This window comes from Cohnella endophytica (assembly GCF_003628305.1).
In the GTDB taxonomy this organism is placed as follows: domain Bacteria; phylum Bacillota; class Bacilli; order Paenibacillales; family Paenibacillaceae; genus Cohnella; species Cohnella endophytica.
This window is the reverse complement of sequence record NZ_RBZM01000002.1, coordinates 524492-540047: the sequence shown is the minus strand read 5'-3', so window position 1 is coordinate 540047 and position 15556 is coordinate 524492. Positions and strand designations below refer to the sequence as shown.

Genomic DNA, 15556 nt, shown 5'->3' with positions numbered 1-15556 from the left:
CGAGGACGAAGACCGACTTCCTTGCGCGATCCAATAACCCTATGAATCCATTCGATTAACTTGCCGTCTCCTTCAAGTCGTATACCCCGAGCCGCGATAAAATGATCTCGAATTCGTGCTTCAGATCGGCTTTCTCGCCGGGTTCGAGGAATGAGGCCTCGACGCCGTTCAAGATGAGCGTCGTAATCTCGCGCAACGTAAATCCGAACTTCTCGGCGAGCAGCCGATACTCTTTAGTAATATCCGTTCCGGATACGCCCGGGTTATCGGTATTCACCGTGAACAAAATGCCTTGTTCGAAATATTCCCTGATCGGATAGGCATCCCAACCTTCTACGGCTTTGGTTTGGATGTTGCTCGTCGGACATAATTCGAGAGGAATCCGTTGCTCTCGCACGAGGCTGAAGACGTTATCGTTCTCGTTCAGCCTTACGCCGTGCCCGATCCGACTGGCTCCAAGGCCGAGAACGGCTTCTTCGATGTTGTCCGGCCCGCCGGCTTCTCCCGCATGGATCGTAATCGGAATGCTTTTCTCCCGGGCTAGAGAGAATACCTCGCGGAACAGCGAAGCGGGATACGACGATTCGTCTCCGGCGAGATCGACCGCGACGAGACCGCGTCCGATAAATCGGGAAGCGGCATCGACGACTTCTAAGTTCGCTTCGGCGGGATGGTTTCTCATGCAGATCGCGATCGTTCGCGCTTTAACGCCGAAGCGATCCTCGCCGAGTCGCAAACCTTCGATTACTCGGCTAATCGTTTCATCCACGGACAGTCCGGCATTTCTATGCAATTGCGGAGCGAAACGGACTTCGATATATTTGATGCGGTGCTCGGCGGCTTGTTCCACGACTTCGTATGCGACTTGCTCAAGGGCTTCCCCGGTTTGCAGGAACGGCAACACGAAATCGAATTTGGCCAAGTATTCCTTTAAGTTCGTGCAGTCCTCCCCGACTTGCACGAAGGGCAGCAATTCGATCTCATCATTCGTAGGCAAGAGCATGCCTTGGCGAAGGGCTAGCCTTACTAGAGTTTCCGGTTTGATGCAGCCGTCGAGATGAACGTGAAGATCTACTTTCGGCATCTCCGATAATAGGGCGTATGCGTCCATTCCAATTTCCCCTTTCTATTTTTACTTGTCATATAATATAACATTAAACGCGGTTTAGTGAAATTATTTATTTATTATGTTATGTTAACGTAATTGTAGTTAACATAAATATCGAAAATTACGGGATTGACTGAAGGGATTGGCAAGTCCATATTGAAAGAGACGGTAAACGGAGTGACGGAAATCGGTAGTCGGTAAAAATAAAGTCGTCGGCGGATTTGGAGGTCAAGATGGCTAACGGGAGTATTTTCGACGGGAAATTATTGCAAGCCCATTATTCTCCGCGCGTATTCGCGTATTATTTCAAGCAATGGGAGCAGTTCCATATGCCGTTCCATAGACACGATTCCATGGAAATCATGTATGTGATTCAAGGCGACTGTGTCGTGGAGTGGATCGAATCGTCGACGTTTAACGGCGATGAGGAGGCGGTAGAGCAGACAAAGCTCGCTAAAGGCGAATTTATTATGCTGGACGCTAATCTTTCGCATCGGTTGATCGTGGACGATAAGTGCCGAATGCTAAACGTTGAATTCGGTTTCGAGGAACGGGAGGCCGAATATTTCCCTTCGATTAAACAAATGGCGGAAGACGAACGGTCGCTTCGCGCGTTGGTTTCGTCTCAGTCATCCTATCTTAGGTTGCGGGATTCGGACGAAGTCTATCATTGCCTTAGAAGCCTCGTGCTGGAACTGGACGGGGGAAGCGGCGGCGGGAAGCTCTTGGAGCGACTTCTGATCTCGCAATTGCTTGTTCGGATAAGCAGGCTCAAGGAAATGTCGGCTACGAGCGGGTGGAATCCGACCGAACAATACGTAAGATCATGCATGGAATTCCTGGGACAGAATTATGACCGTCCGATCGCGGTTCGCGACGTAGCGGTTCACGTCAGCTTACATCCCGGCTACCTGCAGAGGATCTTTAAGACGCATACCGGAAAAACGATCATGGAATACGTGACGGACATCCGCATGGAGAAAGCAAAGATGCTGTTGCTGCATACGGACATCCCGGTAGCGGATATTTCGGATTACGTGGGAACGGGAAGTCGGCAATATTTTCACGCGTTGTTCAAGAAACATACGGGCCGAACTCCGATCGAATACCGTCTTTCCATGGATAAAATGAAGTTCTCTGATTTAGAAAAGTGAGGATTTCTGACAGCGGTGGCCTAATGAAGTCACGATTCTGATAACGCTTCCTTTAAACGGCTTGTTACAATGGATTGAGGTATTCATTCCAACGATAACGAGCGTGGAGGCGGGTTACATGGCTTTTAAGGTTGCATTTATTGGAGCGGGCAGTATCGGATTTACGCGCGGATTGCTTCGCGATCTGTTGAGCGTGCCGGAATTCAAGGCAATCGAAGTTTCTTTTACGGACATTAATCCTCATAATCTGGATATGGTTAAGGAACTATGTCAACGTGACATCGACGAGAACGGTCTTGGCATCCGGATCCATGCGACGACGGACCGGCGCGAGGCGTTAAAAGGCGCGAAATACGTTTTCTGCACGATTCGGGTCGGAGGCCTGGAAGCGTTCGCCACGGACGTGGATATTCCGTTGAAATACGGCGTGGATCAATGCGTGGGAGATACGTTGTCCGCGGGAGGCATTATGTACGGGCAACGCGGAATCGCGGAGATGATGAACATCTGCAACGATATTCGCGAAGTCGCGGCGGACGACGTGCTCCTGCTCAACTACGCGAATCCGATGGCTATGCTGACTTGGGCATGCAACCAGTACGGCGGCGTGCGCACGATCGGACTATGCCATGGAGTGCAAGGCGGGCATCGGCAAATCGCGGAAGCATTCGGCTTGGACAAGAAGGAAGTCGATATTATTTGCGCCGGGATTAACCATCAGACGTGGTACGTGCAAATTCGGCACGATGGCGAGGACTTAACCGGCAAACTTCTGGAAGCTTTCGAGAAGCATCCGGATTTCAGCCGCACGGAAAAGGTCCGGATCGATATGCTCCGCAGATTCGGGTATTACAGTACGGAATCGAACGGTCATCTAAGCGAATACGTGCCATGGTATCGGAAACGTCCGGATGAGATCGCCGACTGGATCGACCTTGGCAGTTGGATCAACGGCGAGACCGGCGGTTATTTGCGCGTCTGCACGGAAGGACGCAATTGGTTCGAGACCGATTTCCCGAATTGGATGCGCGAGCCTGCCATGAAATACGCGCCCGAGGAGCGCGGCGAGGAGCATGGTTCTTATATTATCGAAGGGTTGGAAACCGGCAGAACGTATCGCGGTCATTTCAATGTCGTGAACGGAGGAGTGATCGCGAATTTGCCGGACGACGCGATTATCGAAGCCCCTGGATACGCCGATCGCAACGGAATTTCCATGCCGCAAGTAGGTAAATTGCCTCTCGGCCCGGCCGCAGTATGCAACGTGAGCATTTCCGTTCAACGGTTGGCGGTAGAAGCGGCGATTCATGGAGACGACCGGCTTCTCCGCCAAGCGTTCATGATGGATCCGCTTGTCGGCGCCGTGTGTAATCCGAAAGAAATATGGCAGATGGTCGACGAAATGCTCGTTGCGCAAGCGCAATGGCTGCCGCAGTACGGAGCATCGATCGCCGAAGCTCGATCGCGCTTGGATTCAGGCAACTTGATCCCGACGCGTGAAGAGTATCAGGGAGCCGCGCGCTTAAAAATCAAAACGGTGGAAGAGATGCAGCAGGATCGCGATGCCGCTAACCGTAACGCCGGCGAGTCCGACAAAGGCAAGGAGCGGACTTCGGTGAGTCATTAAAACCGAATAGGATGCACGAGACGCGCGAGTAAAGAAATTTTACTGTGCGTCTCTTCGTTATATCTGACAACATACCGAATTTTTTTAGTTAAATATTGTATCACATATAGGTTTGTGATATACCATACATAACAACAAGAGCAGATTTCAGGAATAATACGTGCCAATGGGCGATTAAGGAGCGAGATCGCTATCGAACTTACCGCAAGACAGTTGACAATCATCGAGCTCGTCAAGAAACAAGCTCCCATTACAGGCGAACAGATCGCCGAAAGCTTGGGCATAAGCCGTCCGACAATCCGGTCGGACTTGTCGGTGCTCGTTATGCTCGGGTACATCGACGCGAAGCCCAAGGTCGGTTATTTTCTAGGCAAGGTGATGACATCCGAAGGACAGCAGCAGGAGAAGTTCCTCAATCTGAAAGTCAAGGACGTGATGAACAGGCCTGTCGTCATCTTGGAGAATGCTACTGTTAACGATGCGGTAATCTCTCTGTTCGTGGAGAACACCGGATTTTTGACAGTAACGGATGACCAAGGCGCAATGACCGGGATGGTTTCTTTGAAGGACCTGCTGAAAGTGACGCTAGGTAATCCGAATGCGGCGGCCATACCGATTAGCATGGTCATGACGAGGGTGCCTCGCCTCGCGTACGTATATCCCGAAGATTCCGTATTGGAAGCCGGCAAGAAGATGCTTGACCATCAAGTCGGCGGAATGCCGGTCGTACAAGCGTCCGGGGAACGCAATAATCGTTTGGAAGTGGTCGGAAGGATTACGAAAACCAACATGACGCAAGCATTGGTGGACTTGGCTTCGGGGTTTATCGTTGAGTAGGGGGAGAACGAATGTCGGAGACAAAACAGAAAACTATTTTCGTCTGTTCGGATGCGGTCGGGGAAACAGCCGAAGCCGTCGCGAAAGCAACGGCTCGCCAATTCGCCACCGAGCAGGTGAAAATTCGCCGATACGGTAACATTAAGCACGAAGATGAGATCAAAGCCATCATTCATGAAGCCTTGCAAGCCGGGGCGTTCATCGCCTATACGCTCGTTCAACCGGAGCTTCGCGAGACGATGAGAGAGGAATCGATCCGCAGCGGCGTGCGCTCGGTCGACGTAATGGGACCGATGATGCAAGCTTTCATCGATACGTTCAACGACTCGCCGAAGTACAAGCCCGGTTTGTTGCATGAGATGGACGAGAATTATTACCGTAAAATCGAGGCCATCGAGTTCGCGGTCAAATACGACGACGGCAAAGATTCTCGCGGACTCTTGCAAGCCCAAGTCGTACTTGTAGGCGTGTCGCGCACGTCCAAGACGCCGCTAAGCATCTATCTGGCGCATAAAGGAATCAAGACGGCCAACTATCCGCTTACGATCGAAGTGAGGCCTCCGCAAGAATTATTCAGCGCAGCCAATCGTCTGATCGTCGGCTTGACCATGCACCCCGAGAGGTTGCTCCGGATTCGCACCGAACGCCTGAAGGCGCTAGGCTTGCCCAGTCAGGCTAACTACGCTTCGATGGAGCGCATCGACAAGGAGCTGCGGTTCGCCGCGGAGATCATGGAGCGGCTGAATTGTCCGATCATCGACGTATCCGAGAAAGCGATCGAAGAGACGGCCGGTCTGATCATGGAACTGCTGACGCCTTAACCAAATCGTCCCTTACTTAGTCTTTCGAGACTATGCGGGGGACGATTTTTTTTCGCGGAGGAGCAACGACACGTTTCAGTATCTTGCGATTTTTTGAAGCGCGGAAAACAAAAGGTTCGACAAAATTGATTTTATTGTAAAATTAAGTCATTTAATGTTTATATTGACATCTAAATTAGTGGGCGTTACCATCTGATTGCGAACGATTTGAAAAGCTTTTCAGAAGAGGATAGGGACATGAAAATGAAACCTACGATCAAAGATGTCGCCAAGCTGGCTAACGTCTCCATCAGTACCGTATCCCGAGTGATGAACGCTCCGGAAACCGTCGTCGAAACTAAGAAGCTACGGGTTTTGGACGCCATCGAGAGGCTGAAGTACAAACCCAACGCGCTGGCAAGAGGCTTGATTTACAAGAAAACGAATACTCTCGGCGTCGTCATTCCGGACATTCGCAATCCATACTATGCGGATATTATCCGCGGGATGGAGGATGCCTCGAAGATGCTCGGCTATAACCTGATCATTTGCAACACGGACCGGGACAGAGCGCGGTTGTTCTCCTACTTAAACAATTTCTACGAGAAACAAGTGGACGGCATTCTCTATACGAGCGACCCCGTGTATCCCGACTACTATAAGGCGTTGCAGCGTCTGCAAATGCCCGTTGTCCTCGTCTCCACGCATTCGATGGAGTATCGTTTGCCTTCCGTTAAGATCAACGACGAACAAGCCGCATACGACGCGGTCAAATATTTGATCGATTCCGGGCACACGAGCATCGGAATGATCGGATTTCACCTTAGCGACAGCATTGCCGGATTACCGCGTTACGAAGGCTTCGCCCGGGCTCTCCGGGAACACGATCTCGATGACTCCAAGGATAATGTCGTATTCGTGAACGGGTGGTCCTATGACACGCCCGACGCCGCAGCCCAACTGATTGCTAGATTTCCGTCCGTGACGGCCGTATTCACCTCCTCCGACGAGCTCGCTATCGGACTGATCGCCTATTTGCACGAGCAAGGCATTCGCGTTCCCGAGCAGATCTCGGTCATGGGCTTCGATAATATTCGCTGGGGAAATCTATCGATCCCGAAGCTTACGACGGTTGCCCAACCGACCTACGAGATCGGATTCCGATCGGTAATGAAACTGAATGCAATTATCAAGGAGCAAGACGACTCCGAGCTTCGAGAATATTTACCTCACACCATCATCGAACGCGCATCGGCAAAAATACTGAAAAGCTTTTCATCACCATGAATCCCATATTTTTTTATTTTTAAGGGGGTGATGCCTCGTCAATCAGGTATGTTTTGGGTAAAAAGAATCGATAGAGAAGAAGGAGTCATCAGGATTATGCGCAGGAACGATGGAAATACGTTTTTACATTTTATCTCAAGGGGCTGAATTGAATTGAGAAAAACAAACAAAACGAGCATGATCATCGCGGCAATTATCCTTGTTTTTACTTTACTGGTCGCGGCTTGCGGCAAGAACAACAATGCCGCGAACTCGGAATCGCCTTCGCAATCGACCGACCCTTCTCCAAGCGTATCGGCTAGCCCGTCCGCTTCCCCAAGCGAGTCCGGCGATGCCGGCGCGGGAGCGTCGGCTCTCGACGATGCGCTCGCCGGCAAGTTCAAAGGCACGAAGGTCACGATGTTCGGTCCATTTACCGACGCGGACCAAGTCAAATTCGAAGACGCGATCAAGGATTTCGAAACGAAAACCGGTATCGATATTCAATATGAAGGTTCCAAGGAGTTCGAAGCGACGATCTCCATCCGCGTCGACGGCGGCAACGCGCCGGATATCGCGGATTTCCCGCAGCCCGGATTGCTCGGCAACTTCGCCAAGAGCGGCAAAGTCATCGACGTTGCCTCGTTCATGGACGGGGATAAGCTGAAAGCGAATTACAACAAAAGCTGGCTCGACATGGCGACCATGGCAGGACCTAGCGGAAATATCATGGCGGGGATCTGGGCGCGTAGCAGCGTGAAGAGCTTGGTTTGGTATCCGAAAAAAGCGTTCGACGAAGCGGGCTACAAAGTGCCTCAGACTTGGGATGAGATGATGGCGCTGACCGAGCAAATCGCCAAGGACGGCGACCCGGCTTGGGCGATCGGAATCGAGAGCGGAGCCGCTACCGGTTGGCCTGCAACCGACTGGATCGAGGATATTATGCTCCGTACGACGACTCCGGAAAATTACGATAAATGGGTCAAAGGCGAGCTTCCTTTTACCGACGATATCGTGAAAAACGCGGTAAAGAAAATGTCGGAGATATGGTTGAATAAGGACTATGTTTACGGAGGCAAGAAATCGATCGTGACTACCGCGTTCGGAGACGCGCCTAAGGTCATGTTCGACAATCCGCCTAAAGCATGGCTGCACCGCCAAGCCAGCTTCATTACGAGCTTCTTCCCGCAGGATCTGAAGTCTGGCGTCGACTATGACTGGTTCTATTTGCCGCCGATCGATCCGCAATACGGCAACCCCGTTCTCGTCGCGGGCGATATCTACGCGATGTTCAACGATCGTCCGGAAGTTCGCGCGGTCATGGAGTTTTTCACGACGGGTGAATCGATCAAGACTTGGATTCAATCCGGCGGAGTAATCGCGCCAATGAACGACGCGAAGCCGGAGTGGTATACGAGCGACGTCGAACGGCGCATGGCCGAACTGGCCAAGAACGCAACGACATTGCGTTTCGACGGCTCCGACTTGATGCCGGGCTCCGTAGGCGCGGGTACGTTCTGGAAAGGCATGACCGATTATGTCAGCGGAACGGTCGATTTGGATGGCGCTATGAAGGAGATTCAGGCCGGTTGGAATAAATAGCGAAGGTTTATCAATTGAAGGAGGAAGAAGCTAGCGATGATAACATCCACGGCCAAACCGAATTCAGCCCGACCGAACGCGAAAAAACCGAAACTCGCCATAACGGCCGCGTTGACGCTCTTGGTCACGGCGATAAATCTGCTTCTTCACGGGGGAATGTTCTTTTTCCTAAGGGACGCGGATTTGAATCCGGTCGTCTACGCGGCGTTGGCGATCGTATGGGGAGTCGGCGGCGTTTATTTCATCTATTGGTCGTTCAATTGGGTCATCGAGCAATATTCCGATGCATGGAAACGAAGGATCCAGCCTTATTTGTTCGTCGGACCCGCTTTTTTGCTCTTAGGCTGGTTATTGCTGCTACCTACCGTTCGCACGCTCTATATGAGCTTCTTGGACGCGAGCTCGGAGAAATTCGTAGGATTTGCGAACTATGGGGCTATTTTCACGAACAGGCTGCTTCTAACGGCGCTGCGCAATAATCTGCTTTGGGTAGCATTCGGTGCGACGGCGTGCATCGTGCTGGGCTTGCTGATCGCCGTTCTCGCCGATCGTAGCAGCTTCGAGCGCACCGCCAAGGCTATTATCTTCTTGCCTATGGCGATCTCTTTCGTCGCCGCCGGCGTTATCTGGAAATTCATGTATTATTATCAACCCGGAGACGAACAGGTAGGGTTTCTCAATGCGATCGTAGTGGCGTTTGGCGGGGAGCCGCAGGCTTGGACGAGTATGGTGCAGCCATGGAATAATTTGTTCCTTATCGTGATCTTGGTATGGATGCAAACGGGCTTCGCCATGGTTATTTTCTCGGCGGCGTTAAAGGGAGTTCCCGAAGATATGCTCGAAGCCGCGAGGATGGACGGGGCAGGCGAGGTGCGGGTGTTTTTCCGGATTATCATCCCGTTCATCTCGACGACGATTCTTAGCGTCACGACAACAATCATCGTGTTTACGCTGAAAATTTTCGACGTGGTCATGATCATGACGGGCGGGCAGTACGATACGGAAGTCGTAGCTACGCAATTTTACCGGCAGTTCTTCATGTTCCGCAACTTCGGCTACGGTTCGACGCTCGCGATCGTTCTGCTCGTCGCGGTAATTCCGGTCATCGTTTTCAACCTGCGGCAGTTCCGCAGACAGGGGGGATTCTAATGCGTCGCAAATCGCGGAGAACAGGCTCCAAAACAGTCGTTAACCTCGTGCTTGCGCTCATCTGCCTTGTCTGGCTGGTCCCGGCGTTCGGGTTGTTCGTCTCCTCTTTCCGTCCGGCGACGGAAATTCTGAAGAGCGGTTGGTGGACGGTATTCCCGCACAAAGAGAACGTCACGAAGGATCAAATCCAGTTGCCTAAGGATACCGACCTGCGCCAACCGATCGAAGTGAACGGCAACAAGTATTCGGACGACGAGCTTCGAAGCGGAGTGAAGGCTCCGGATGGTTCCCGATTGATTTGGGAGAATCGTCGGGCTCGGACGATCGACGTTCAAGGTTCAGGCTGGAAGATGAACACGACGTTCACGATCGAGAACTACAAAGGCGTGTTGACGGGTAAGCAATACAAGATCACCGATTCGGACGGAACCGTCAAAACGAAAAAAGGAAACGGCCTGTCCAGGGCGTTCTTGAACACGCTAACGGTTTCCATTCCGGCTACCCTTATTCCGATTCTGATCGCGACGTTCGCCGCTTACGCATTCGCTTGGCTCCGTTTTCCGTTCCGCAAGACGATGTTCGTCACGGTCATCATGCTTCTTGTCGTACCGCTCCAAGTGGCCATGATTCCGATCTTGAAAGATTATACGTCGCTTGGACTGAACGGAACGTTTCTAGGCGTTTGGATCGCGCATGCCGGGTTCGGTCTTCCTTTGGCTACCTATTTCATGTACTCGTACATCAGTCAATTGCCTAAAGATTTGTTCGAATCCGCCTTCATGGACGGGGCTTCGAACTTCACGATTTTTACGAGGCTGATTCTTCCGCTCGCCGTACCGTCCATCGCATCGATCAGCATCTTTCAATTTCTATGGGTATGGAACGACTACTTGGTCTCGCTCGTGTTCATCGGCAGCCAGCCTAACGTTCAAGTGCTGTCGATGAAAATCGCCGACATGGTCGGCACGCGCGGAAACGACTGGCATTTGTTGACCGCCGCCGCGTTTATTTCGATGCTCATGCCGCTGGCCGTATTTTTCGGATTGCAGAAATATTTCGTTAGAGGACTGATGGGCGGTTCCGTTAAAGGTTAGCCCCTATCCGTAAAGCGGAAACAACAACAACAAAGCCTGGGTCAACCGAGGGATTTACTCCCTGGGTTGACACAGGCTTTGTTTCGTATCTTCGGGAGTTACTGTCCCATTAACTGGCGAATCATAAGTTGCTTTCGTTGGGAGCAGGGGAGCCGTTTGGCGGTGTCGCCGAAAAAAAGATGGTGTTCGCCGATTACGGAAATGTTCCGTACATTAACGTAACAATCGGACGAGACTCGGAAGAAGGTTGCGGAATCCGTAATGAGGCGGTTTCTTTCGTCGGAGGACATTCTCTTTTTGATATTATAATTCCGTCCGTGAAAGCTGATTAACCCATGCGCTCCGACCTTAAAGAACAACGTGTCTTGCCTTGGATCGAAATCCTCGTACACATTTTTCTCCTGCAGCGCTACATTCATCGTTCCAATTCCCCCTTAGAATGATGTTGCTATGGTAGCGCTTTCAGTATAACACAACTTCCAGCATTTTGGGTATCCTTCCTATAAAAATTATAAATAATCACAATGAATAAGCCATTAGCATGCGGCAAAGGCAAGGAAAAGATCACCTATGCCGCATGCTAATGGCGAAAGCGAATTAATTAAGACTGAGGCGGATAACGTTCCAAGAAGCTTTGGTTAAGCTCGCGCTAATCTTGGATCCGTCAACGATCGCATTGCCGTGCGAATGCGGAGCGACGCGCTCCGGCTGACGGGCGGTGTTCGTCGATTTAAGATCGTCGTTCTCGAGTACGAGATGTTCCAGTACGCGGCAACCTCCGAAGCTGCGCAGATCCACTTCAAGCGGCAAGGAATGTTTCAAGTCCCGGTTTACCGCGAATATCGTCACCTCGTTCGCTTCTTCGTTGTAAACCGCGATCGACTCCAAGTAGGGAATATCCGTAATTTCCTTCGTATCGTACTTCGGCGACTGTACGAGAGGCACGAGCGCTTGCCCCCGTCCATAGACGGAAGCATGCATATACGGATAGAAAATCGTCTGCGCCCAGGCGTCTCCGCCGTTCTCGGTCATGATCGGAGCAATGACGTTCACGAGCTGAGCAAGACAGGCCATTCTGACGCGGTCGGAATGCTTCAGCAGGGCAATGAGCAGACAGCCGACGACGAGAGCATCTTCCATCGTATAGACGTCTTCCAGTTGCGGAGGCGCTACTTGCCAAGGTTCGATTTTCTTGTCGGCATCGTTCGAGTGGAACCAGACGTTCCATTCGTCGAAGCTGAGATGCATCGTCTTCTTGCTGCGTTTCTTCGCTTTGATGTAATCGCAAGTCGCAGTGACGCTGCGAATAAAGTCTTCCATCTCGAGCGAACGACCGAGGAAAGTTTCCGTATCGTTGTCCGCGTTCCCGTAATAACTATGCAAGGACAAGAACTCGACATGATCGTAAGTGTGGTCGAGGACGGTGGCTTCCCATTCGGGATAGGATGCCATGAATTTACCGGAGCTGCCGCAGGCGACGAGCTCGATGGAGGGATCCACCAATTTCATCACTTTCGCCGATTCGGCGGCGACTCGGCCGTACTCCGTCGCCGTTTTTTGGCCGATTTGCCAAGGTCCGTCCATCTCGTTGCCGAGACACCAGGTTTTGATCGCGTGGGGGGCTTTGTAGCCGTGACTGATTCGCAGGTCGCTCCAATAAGAACCGGAAGCATGGTTAGCGTATTCGACGATCTGGCGGGCTTCCTCCACGCCATGCGTGCCCAGATTGATTGCCCACATGACGTCCGTTCCGGCGGCTTTCGACCAGTCGACGAACTCGTTCATACCGAACCGATTCGGCTCGATCGTTCTCCATGCCAGCTCCAAGCGGCTTGGCCGCAGCTCCAGGGGACCGACTCCGTCTTTCCAGTCGTAGCCGGAGACGAAGTTGCCGCCCGGATACCGAATGATCGGCACTCTAAGCTTCCGGATCAGCGAGAGGACATCTTTGCGAAATCCCCGTTCGTCCGCGGAAGGATGCCCGGGTTCGTAGATGCCTCCGTATACGGCGCGACCTAAATGTTCGATGAAAGAACCATACAACCGTTCGTCGATCGTGGCGATTACAAAATCTTTGTCGACAATCATAGTAGCTTTTTGGCTCACAGTAAAACCTCCATGAAGTAATAAAAATGTTAATTGCTTAATGTGTTTAGACCTTCAACTTCATTAAACCCGATCGGTGCCGGTTTGGCAACATGAACTTTTACCTGATTTCGTTTGCGAAATTCAGAATTTATATCTATATTAATTGAGTAGAGATAAGGAAGGATGGGCTACGATGATCAAAGCGAATACGGACCGCAAGTGGCTGCCTCTCTATGAGGCGCTCGCTAGCGAGGTTCGCCTCAAAATAATAGAACTCCTAGCGGAGAAGCCGATGAACCTGAAGGAAATCGCCGAGCGGCTTGCGCTCAGCAGCGCGATTCTGACGATGCATGTTCGTAAGCTAGAGCTTGCCGGGCTCATCGCGACGAAAATGGTTCGCAAGGAAGGCGGCACGCACAAAATATGTACCTTGGCCGAATCGACGGTGGAAATCGCGTTGCCACACGCGGAAGCCGAGGAAAAGCTGTTTTATGAGCAAAATATCCCGGTCGGGCATTACACGTCGTTCGAGGTATTCCCGACATGCGGGCTGGCCACTCGAGAGAAGATGGTCGGACAATTCGACGATCCTCGCTATTTCCTCGATCCGGAGCGCGTGAACGCCGCTATCGTATGGTTCGGCAAAGGATACGTGGAATACAAGCTGCCTAATTATTTGCGACCCAGCCAATTGGCGGAAGAGCTTGAAATTTCGTTCGAGATCGGATCAGAGGCGCCGGGCTCCAACGACCATTGGCCCTCCGATATTCGATTTTACTTGAACGGCGTCCGATTGGGAGAATGGACGAGCCCGGGCGATTTCGGAATGCATTCGCGCGGCAGATTCACGCCCGAATGGTGGCATATCCCGTTAAACCAATTCGGGTTGTGGAAAGCGTTGAGGGTTAACCGGGAAGGGACTTACATGGACGGCCAACGAATTTCCGATACGACGCTAGACGACCTCCGGCTGGACAATGCCTTCTGGACGTTAAGGTTCGCGGTCGAAGACGATGCGACCCATATCGGGGGCTTGACTTTGTACGGAGCGGGATTCGGCAACTATAATCAAGATATCATGTTTAGGATGTATTACAGCCAGAGGAGATAAGAGACGATGATTAACCGTAAAATAACGAATTCCGAGGGCGGCAAGAGGCTGCACCGTTTTCTGAGAAACTTGATGCCGAACATACCGTTGGGTCAAATCTATAAGATGATCGATACCGGCAAAGTTAAAGTGAACGGTAAACGCAAAAAGCAAGATTACGAGCTGGTGGCCGGGGACGAGCTCGTTCTATACGTAGAGGAATCCGCGTATCAAGAAGCAAGCATCGGCCAGAAGAAAACGAAGTACGTCGGCGTGAACGCCAACGTCGACGTCATCTACGAGGACGCCGAGCTCATGGTCGTCAACAAGCCGGTCGGCATGCTGACGCATCCCGATCAAGCCGATCAGAAGGACACGCTCGTCAATCGCGTTCACGCTTACTTGTATCGCAAGGGCGAGCTCGACAGTCCGCTGTTCATGCCGGCGACGGCCAATCGGCTTGACCGCAACACGAGCGGCATCGTGCTCGTAGGAAAGACGGCGGGCATGCTCCATCAATTAAATCAATGGATTCAGAAGCATGAGCTGCAGAAATATTACGTGACGATCGCCGAAGGTCGCTTGGCCGGCGAAGGAACGCTGTCCGGCGATCTGATCCGCGACGAGAAGATGAATCGGACGCATGTTGTCGGCGCGAAGACGAACGTCGACAAGCATGGAGGTGCCGAGCAAGTGAAAACGGCGGAAACGCGATATCGCGTACTGCAGACGGGTGCCTCGTATTCGCTTGTGGAGATCGAGCTGATCAGCGGACGCACGCATCAAATCCGTACCCATTTTCAAGATATCGGACATTCCCTGCTAGGAGATATCAAATACGGAGGTAAACGGTTCGGCGACGTGAATCATCAGTTGCTGCATGCATGGCGGATCGTTCTCCCGGACGGACGGGAATTCAAGGCTCCGTTGCCCGTTCAGATGAGGACGGTCGCCGACCGGGTCGGTTTGAATCCGAATTTCTAGAGAAGGCGAGATGATCGCGATGACGGCGTACGTTGATCAATTGGCGGAATGGTTCAGGAAACATGGGGACAAGACTAAAGCGATTCCGATGGAAAACTACATGAGGAATCAGTATCCGTTCCTCGGCATCAAGTCGCCTGAGCGGACGGCTCTGACCAAGACGTTCTGGGCCGAGCATGGCATTCCCGCGGGAGAGGAACTCCTCGATGTGGTGCGGCAGCTTTGGTTATTGCCCGAACGCGAGTTCCAGAACGTGGGGATGGCCTATTTGGAGAAGTATGCGAAGAAAGCAAAGCCGGCCGACATCGACGCGTTCGAGGAACTCGTTACGACGAAATCTTGGTGGGATACGGTAGATTACTTGGCTTCGCATACGATGGGCGATCATCTAACGAAGTATCCGGAGCTCATTCCCGAATATACGGAACGCTGGATTCGCTCCGACAATATGTGGCTGCGCCGTACCGCTATCCTCTACCAGCTTCGATATAAACAACGGACGGATGTAGAGCGGCTGTTCGAGTATCTGTTGCTTTGCAAAGACGAGAACGAGTTTTTCATTCGCAAAGCGATCGGTTGGGCACTACGCGAATATGCCAAGACCGACGCCGAGGCTGTTCGCCGTTTCGTTGCCGGCAATCGGCTTTCTCCGTTAAGCGAACGCGAAGCGCTCAAAGGAATCGGGAAATCATAAGTGTGAACGGATAACGATTGTTTTCCGTTCATATTGAGTTCATAATCATAGCATATTATCATT

The 15556-nt window shown here is 51.9% G+C and carries 14 protein-coding genes; 11 read left to right on the top strand and 3 right to left on the bottom strand.

Annotated elements, in window-relative coordinates:
* Window positions 1–55: 55 nt before the first annotated feature.
* Window positions 56–1111 carry an adenosine deaminase gene (gene add / locus D7Z26_RS04600; protein ID WP_120974879.1) on the bottom strand — a complete coding sequence of 352 codons (1056 nt, stop codon included), beginning with the start codon at window positions 1109–1111 and terminating at the stop codon, window positions 56–58.
* 230 nt (window positions 1112–1341) lie between these two features.
* On the opposite strand from add, the gene D7Z26_RS04595 reads away from it, so the two are divergent.
* The 8 genes from D7Z26_RS04595 (at window position 1342) to D7Z26_RS04560 (ending at window position 10637) form a co-directional block, all read left to right on the top strand.
* Window positions 1342–2262 (top strand): AraC family transcriptional regulator, encoded by a 921-nt coding sequence (locus D7Z26_RS04595; protein ID WP_120974878.1) that lies wholly within the window; start codon window positions 1342–1344, stop codon window positions 2260–2262.
* 118 nt (window positions 2263–2380) lie between these two features.
* Complete coding sequence (gene melA / locus D7Z26_RS04590) at window positions 2381–3889, top strand: alpha-glucosidase/alpha-galactosidase (protein ID WP_120974877.1); 1509 nt, start codon at window positions 2381–2383, stop codon at window positions 3887–3889.
* A gap of 213 nt (window positions 3890–4102) precedes the next feature.
* Window positions 4103–4726, top strand: a complete 624-nt coding sequence (locus D7Z26_RS04585; RefSeq protein ID WP_120974876.1) for a helix-turn-helix transcriptional regulator — start codon at window positions 4103–4105, stop codon at window positions 4724–4726.
* An 11-nt stretch (window positions 4727–4737) separates the two neighbouring features.
* Entirely contained in the window at window positions 4738–5547 is an 810-nt protein-coding gene (locus D7Z26_RS04580; protein ID WP_120974875.1) for a pyruvate, water dikinase regulatory protein, read from the top strand.
* Between the two features lie 243 nt (window positions 5548–5790).
* Window positions 5791–6813, top strand: a complete 1023-nt coding sequence (locus tag D7Z26_RS04575; RefSeq protein ID WP_120975029.1) for a LacI family DNA-binding transcriptional regulator — start codon at window positions 5791–5793, stop codon at window positions 6811–6813.
* Window positions 6814–6990: 177 nt separating this feature from the next.
* Window positions 6991–8394, top strand: coding sequence for an ABC transporter substrate-binding protein (locus tag D7Z26_RS04570; protein WP_120975028.1), 1404 nt, complete (start codon window positions 6991–6993; stop codon window positions 8392–8394).
* Window positions 8395–8430: 36 nt separating this feature from the next.
* Window positions 8431–9543, top strand: coding sequence for a carbohydrate ABC transporter permease (locus D7Z26_RS04565; RefSeq protein WP_120974874.1), 1113 nt, complete (start codon window positions 8431–8433; stop codon window positions 9541–9543).
* Window positions 9543–10637, top strand: a complete 1095-nt coding sequence (locus tag D7Z26_RS04560; RefSeq protein WP_120974873.1) for a carbohydrate ABC transporter permease — start codon at window positions 9543–9545, stop codon at window positions 10635–10637. The genes D7Z26_RS04565 and D7Z26_RS04560 overlap by 1 nt, the downstream gene beginning before the upstream one ends.
* 98 nt (window positions 10638–10735) lie before the next feature.
* Here the strand turns inward: D7Z26_RS04560 and D7Z26_RS04555 are convergent, their stop codons facing one another.
* A complete protein-coding gene (locus D7Z26_RS04555) occupies window positions 10736–11056 on the bottom strand; it encodes a hypothetical protein (RefSeq protein ID WP_120974872.1) in 321 nt (106 codons plus the stop codon).
* A gap of 178 nt (window positions 11057–11234) precedes the next feature.
* The gene (arfA, locus tag D7Z26_RS04550; protein WP_120975027.1) at window positions 11235–12725 is read right to left on the bottom strand and encodes an arabinosylfuranosidase ArfA; all 1491 of its coding nucleotides are present in this window, start codon (window positions 12723–12725) and stop codon (window positions 11235–11237) included.
* A 193-nt stretch (window positions 12726–12918) separates the two neighbouring features.
* Between arfA and D7Z26_RS04545 the strand changes: the two genes are divergently transcribed.
* From D7Z26_RS04545 to D7Z26_RS04535, 3 genes are read left to right on the top strand one after another with little or no spacing between them, the layout of a single operon-like run.
* Window positions 12919–13836, top strand: a complete 918-nt coding sequence (locus D7Z26_RS04545; RefSeq protein ID WP_120974871.1) for an ArsR/SmtB family transcription factor — start codon at window positions 12919–12921, stop codon at window positions 13834–13836.
* Between the two features lie 6 nt (window positions 13837–13842).
* On the top strand, window positions 13843–14799 hold the full coding sequence (locus D7Z26_RS04540) for an RluA family pseudouridine synthase (RefSeq protein ID WP_120974870.1): 957 nt from the start codon (window positions 13843–13845) through the stop codon (window positions 14797–14799).
* Window positions 14800–14809: 10 nt separating this feature from the next.
* Entirely contained in the window at window positions 14810–15493 is a 684-nt protein-coding gene (locus tag D7Z26_RS04535) for a DNA alkylation repair protein (protein WP_233566611.1), read from the top strand.
* The last annotated feature ends 63 nt before the right edge of the window (window positions 15494–15556 follow it).

Bases quoted from the DNA above. Each gene is read 5' to 3' on its own strand.
- add (WP_120974879.1), bottom strand. From the start codon at position 1,111: ATGGACGCATACGCCCTATTATCGGAGATGCCGAAAGTAGATCTTCAC.
- D7Z26_RS04595 (WP_120974878.1), top strand. From the start codon at position 1,342: ATGGCTAACGGGAGTATTTTCGACGGGAAATTATTGCAAGCCCATTAT.
- melA (WP_120974877.1), top strand. From the start codon at position 2,381: ATGGCTTTTAAGGTTGCATTTATTGGAGCGGGCAGTATCGGATTTACG.
- D7Z26_RS04580 (WP_120974875.1), top strand. From the start codon at position 4,738: ATGTCGGAGACAAAACAGAAAACTATTTTCGTCTGTTCGGATGCGGTC.
- D7Z26_RS04575 (WP_120975029.1), top strand. From the start codon at position 5,791: ATGAAACCTACGATCAAAGATGTCGCCAAGCTGGCTAACGTCTCCATC.
- D7Z26_RS04570 (WP_120975028.1), top strand. From the start codon at position 6,991: ATGATCATCGCGGCAATTATCCTTGTTTTTACTTTACTGGTCGCGGCT.
- D7Z26_RS04565 (WP_120974874.1), top strand. From the start codon at position 8,431: ATGATAACATCCACGGCCAAACCGAATTCAGCCCGACCGAACGCGAAA.
- D7Z26_RS04560 (WP_120974873.1), top strand. From the start codon at position 9,543: ATGCGTCGCAAATCGCGGAGAACAGGCTCCAAAACAGTCGTTAACCTC.
- D7Z26_RS04555 (WP_120974872.1), bottom strand. From the start codon at position 11,056: ATGAATGTAGCGCTGCAGGAGAAAAATGTGTACGAGGATTTCGATCCA.
- arfA (WP_120975027.1), bottom strand. From the start codon at position 12,725: ATGATTGTCGACAAAGATTTTGTAATCGCCACGATCGACGAACGGTTG.
- D7Z26_RS04545 (WP_120974871.1), top strand. From the start codon at position 12,919: ATGATCAAAGCGAATACGGACCGCAAGTGGCTGCCTCTCTATGAGGCG.
- D7Z26_RS04540 (WP_120974870.1), top strand. From the start codon at position 13,843: ATGATTAACCGTAAAATAACGAATTCCGAGGGCGGCAAGAGGCTGCAC.
- D7Z26_RS04535 (WP_233566611.1), top strand. From the start codon at position 14,810: ATGATCGCGATGACGGCGTACGTTGATCAATTGGCGGAATGGTTCAGG.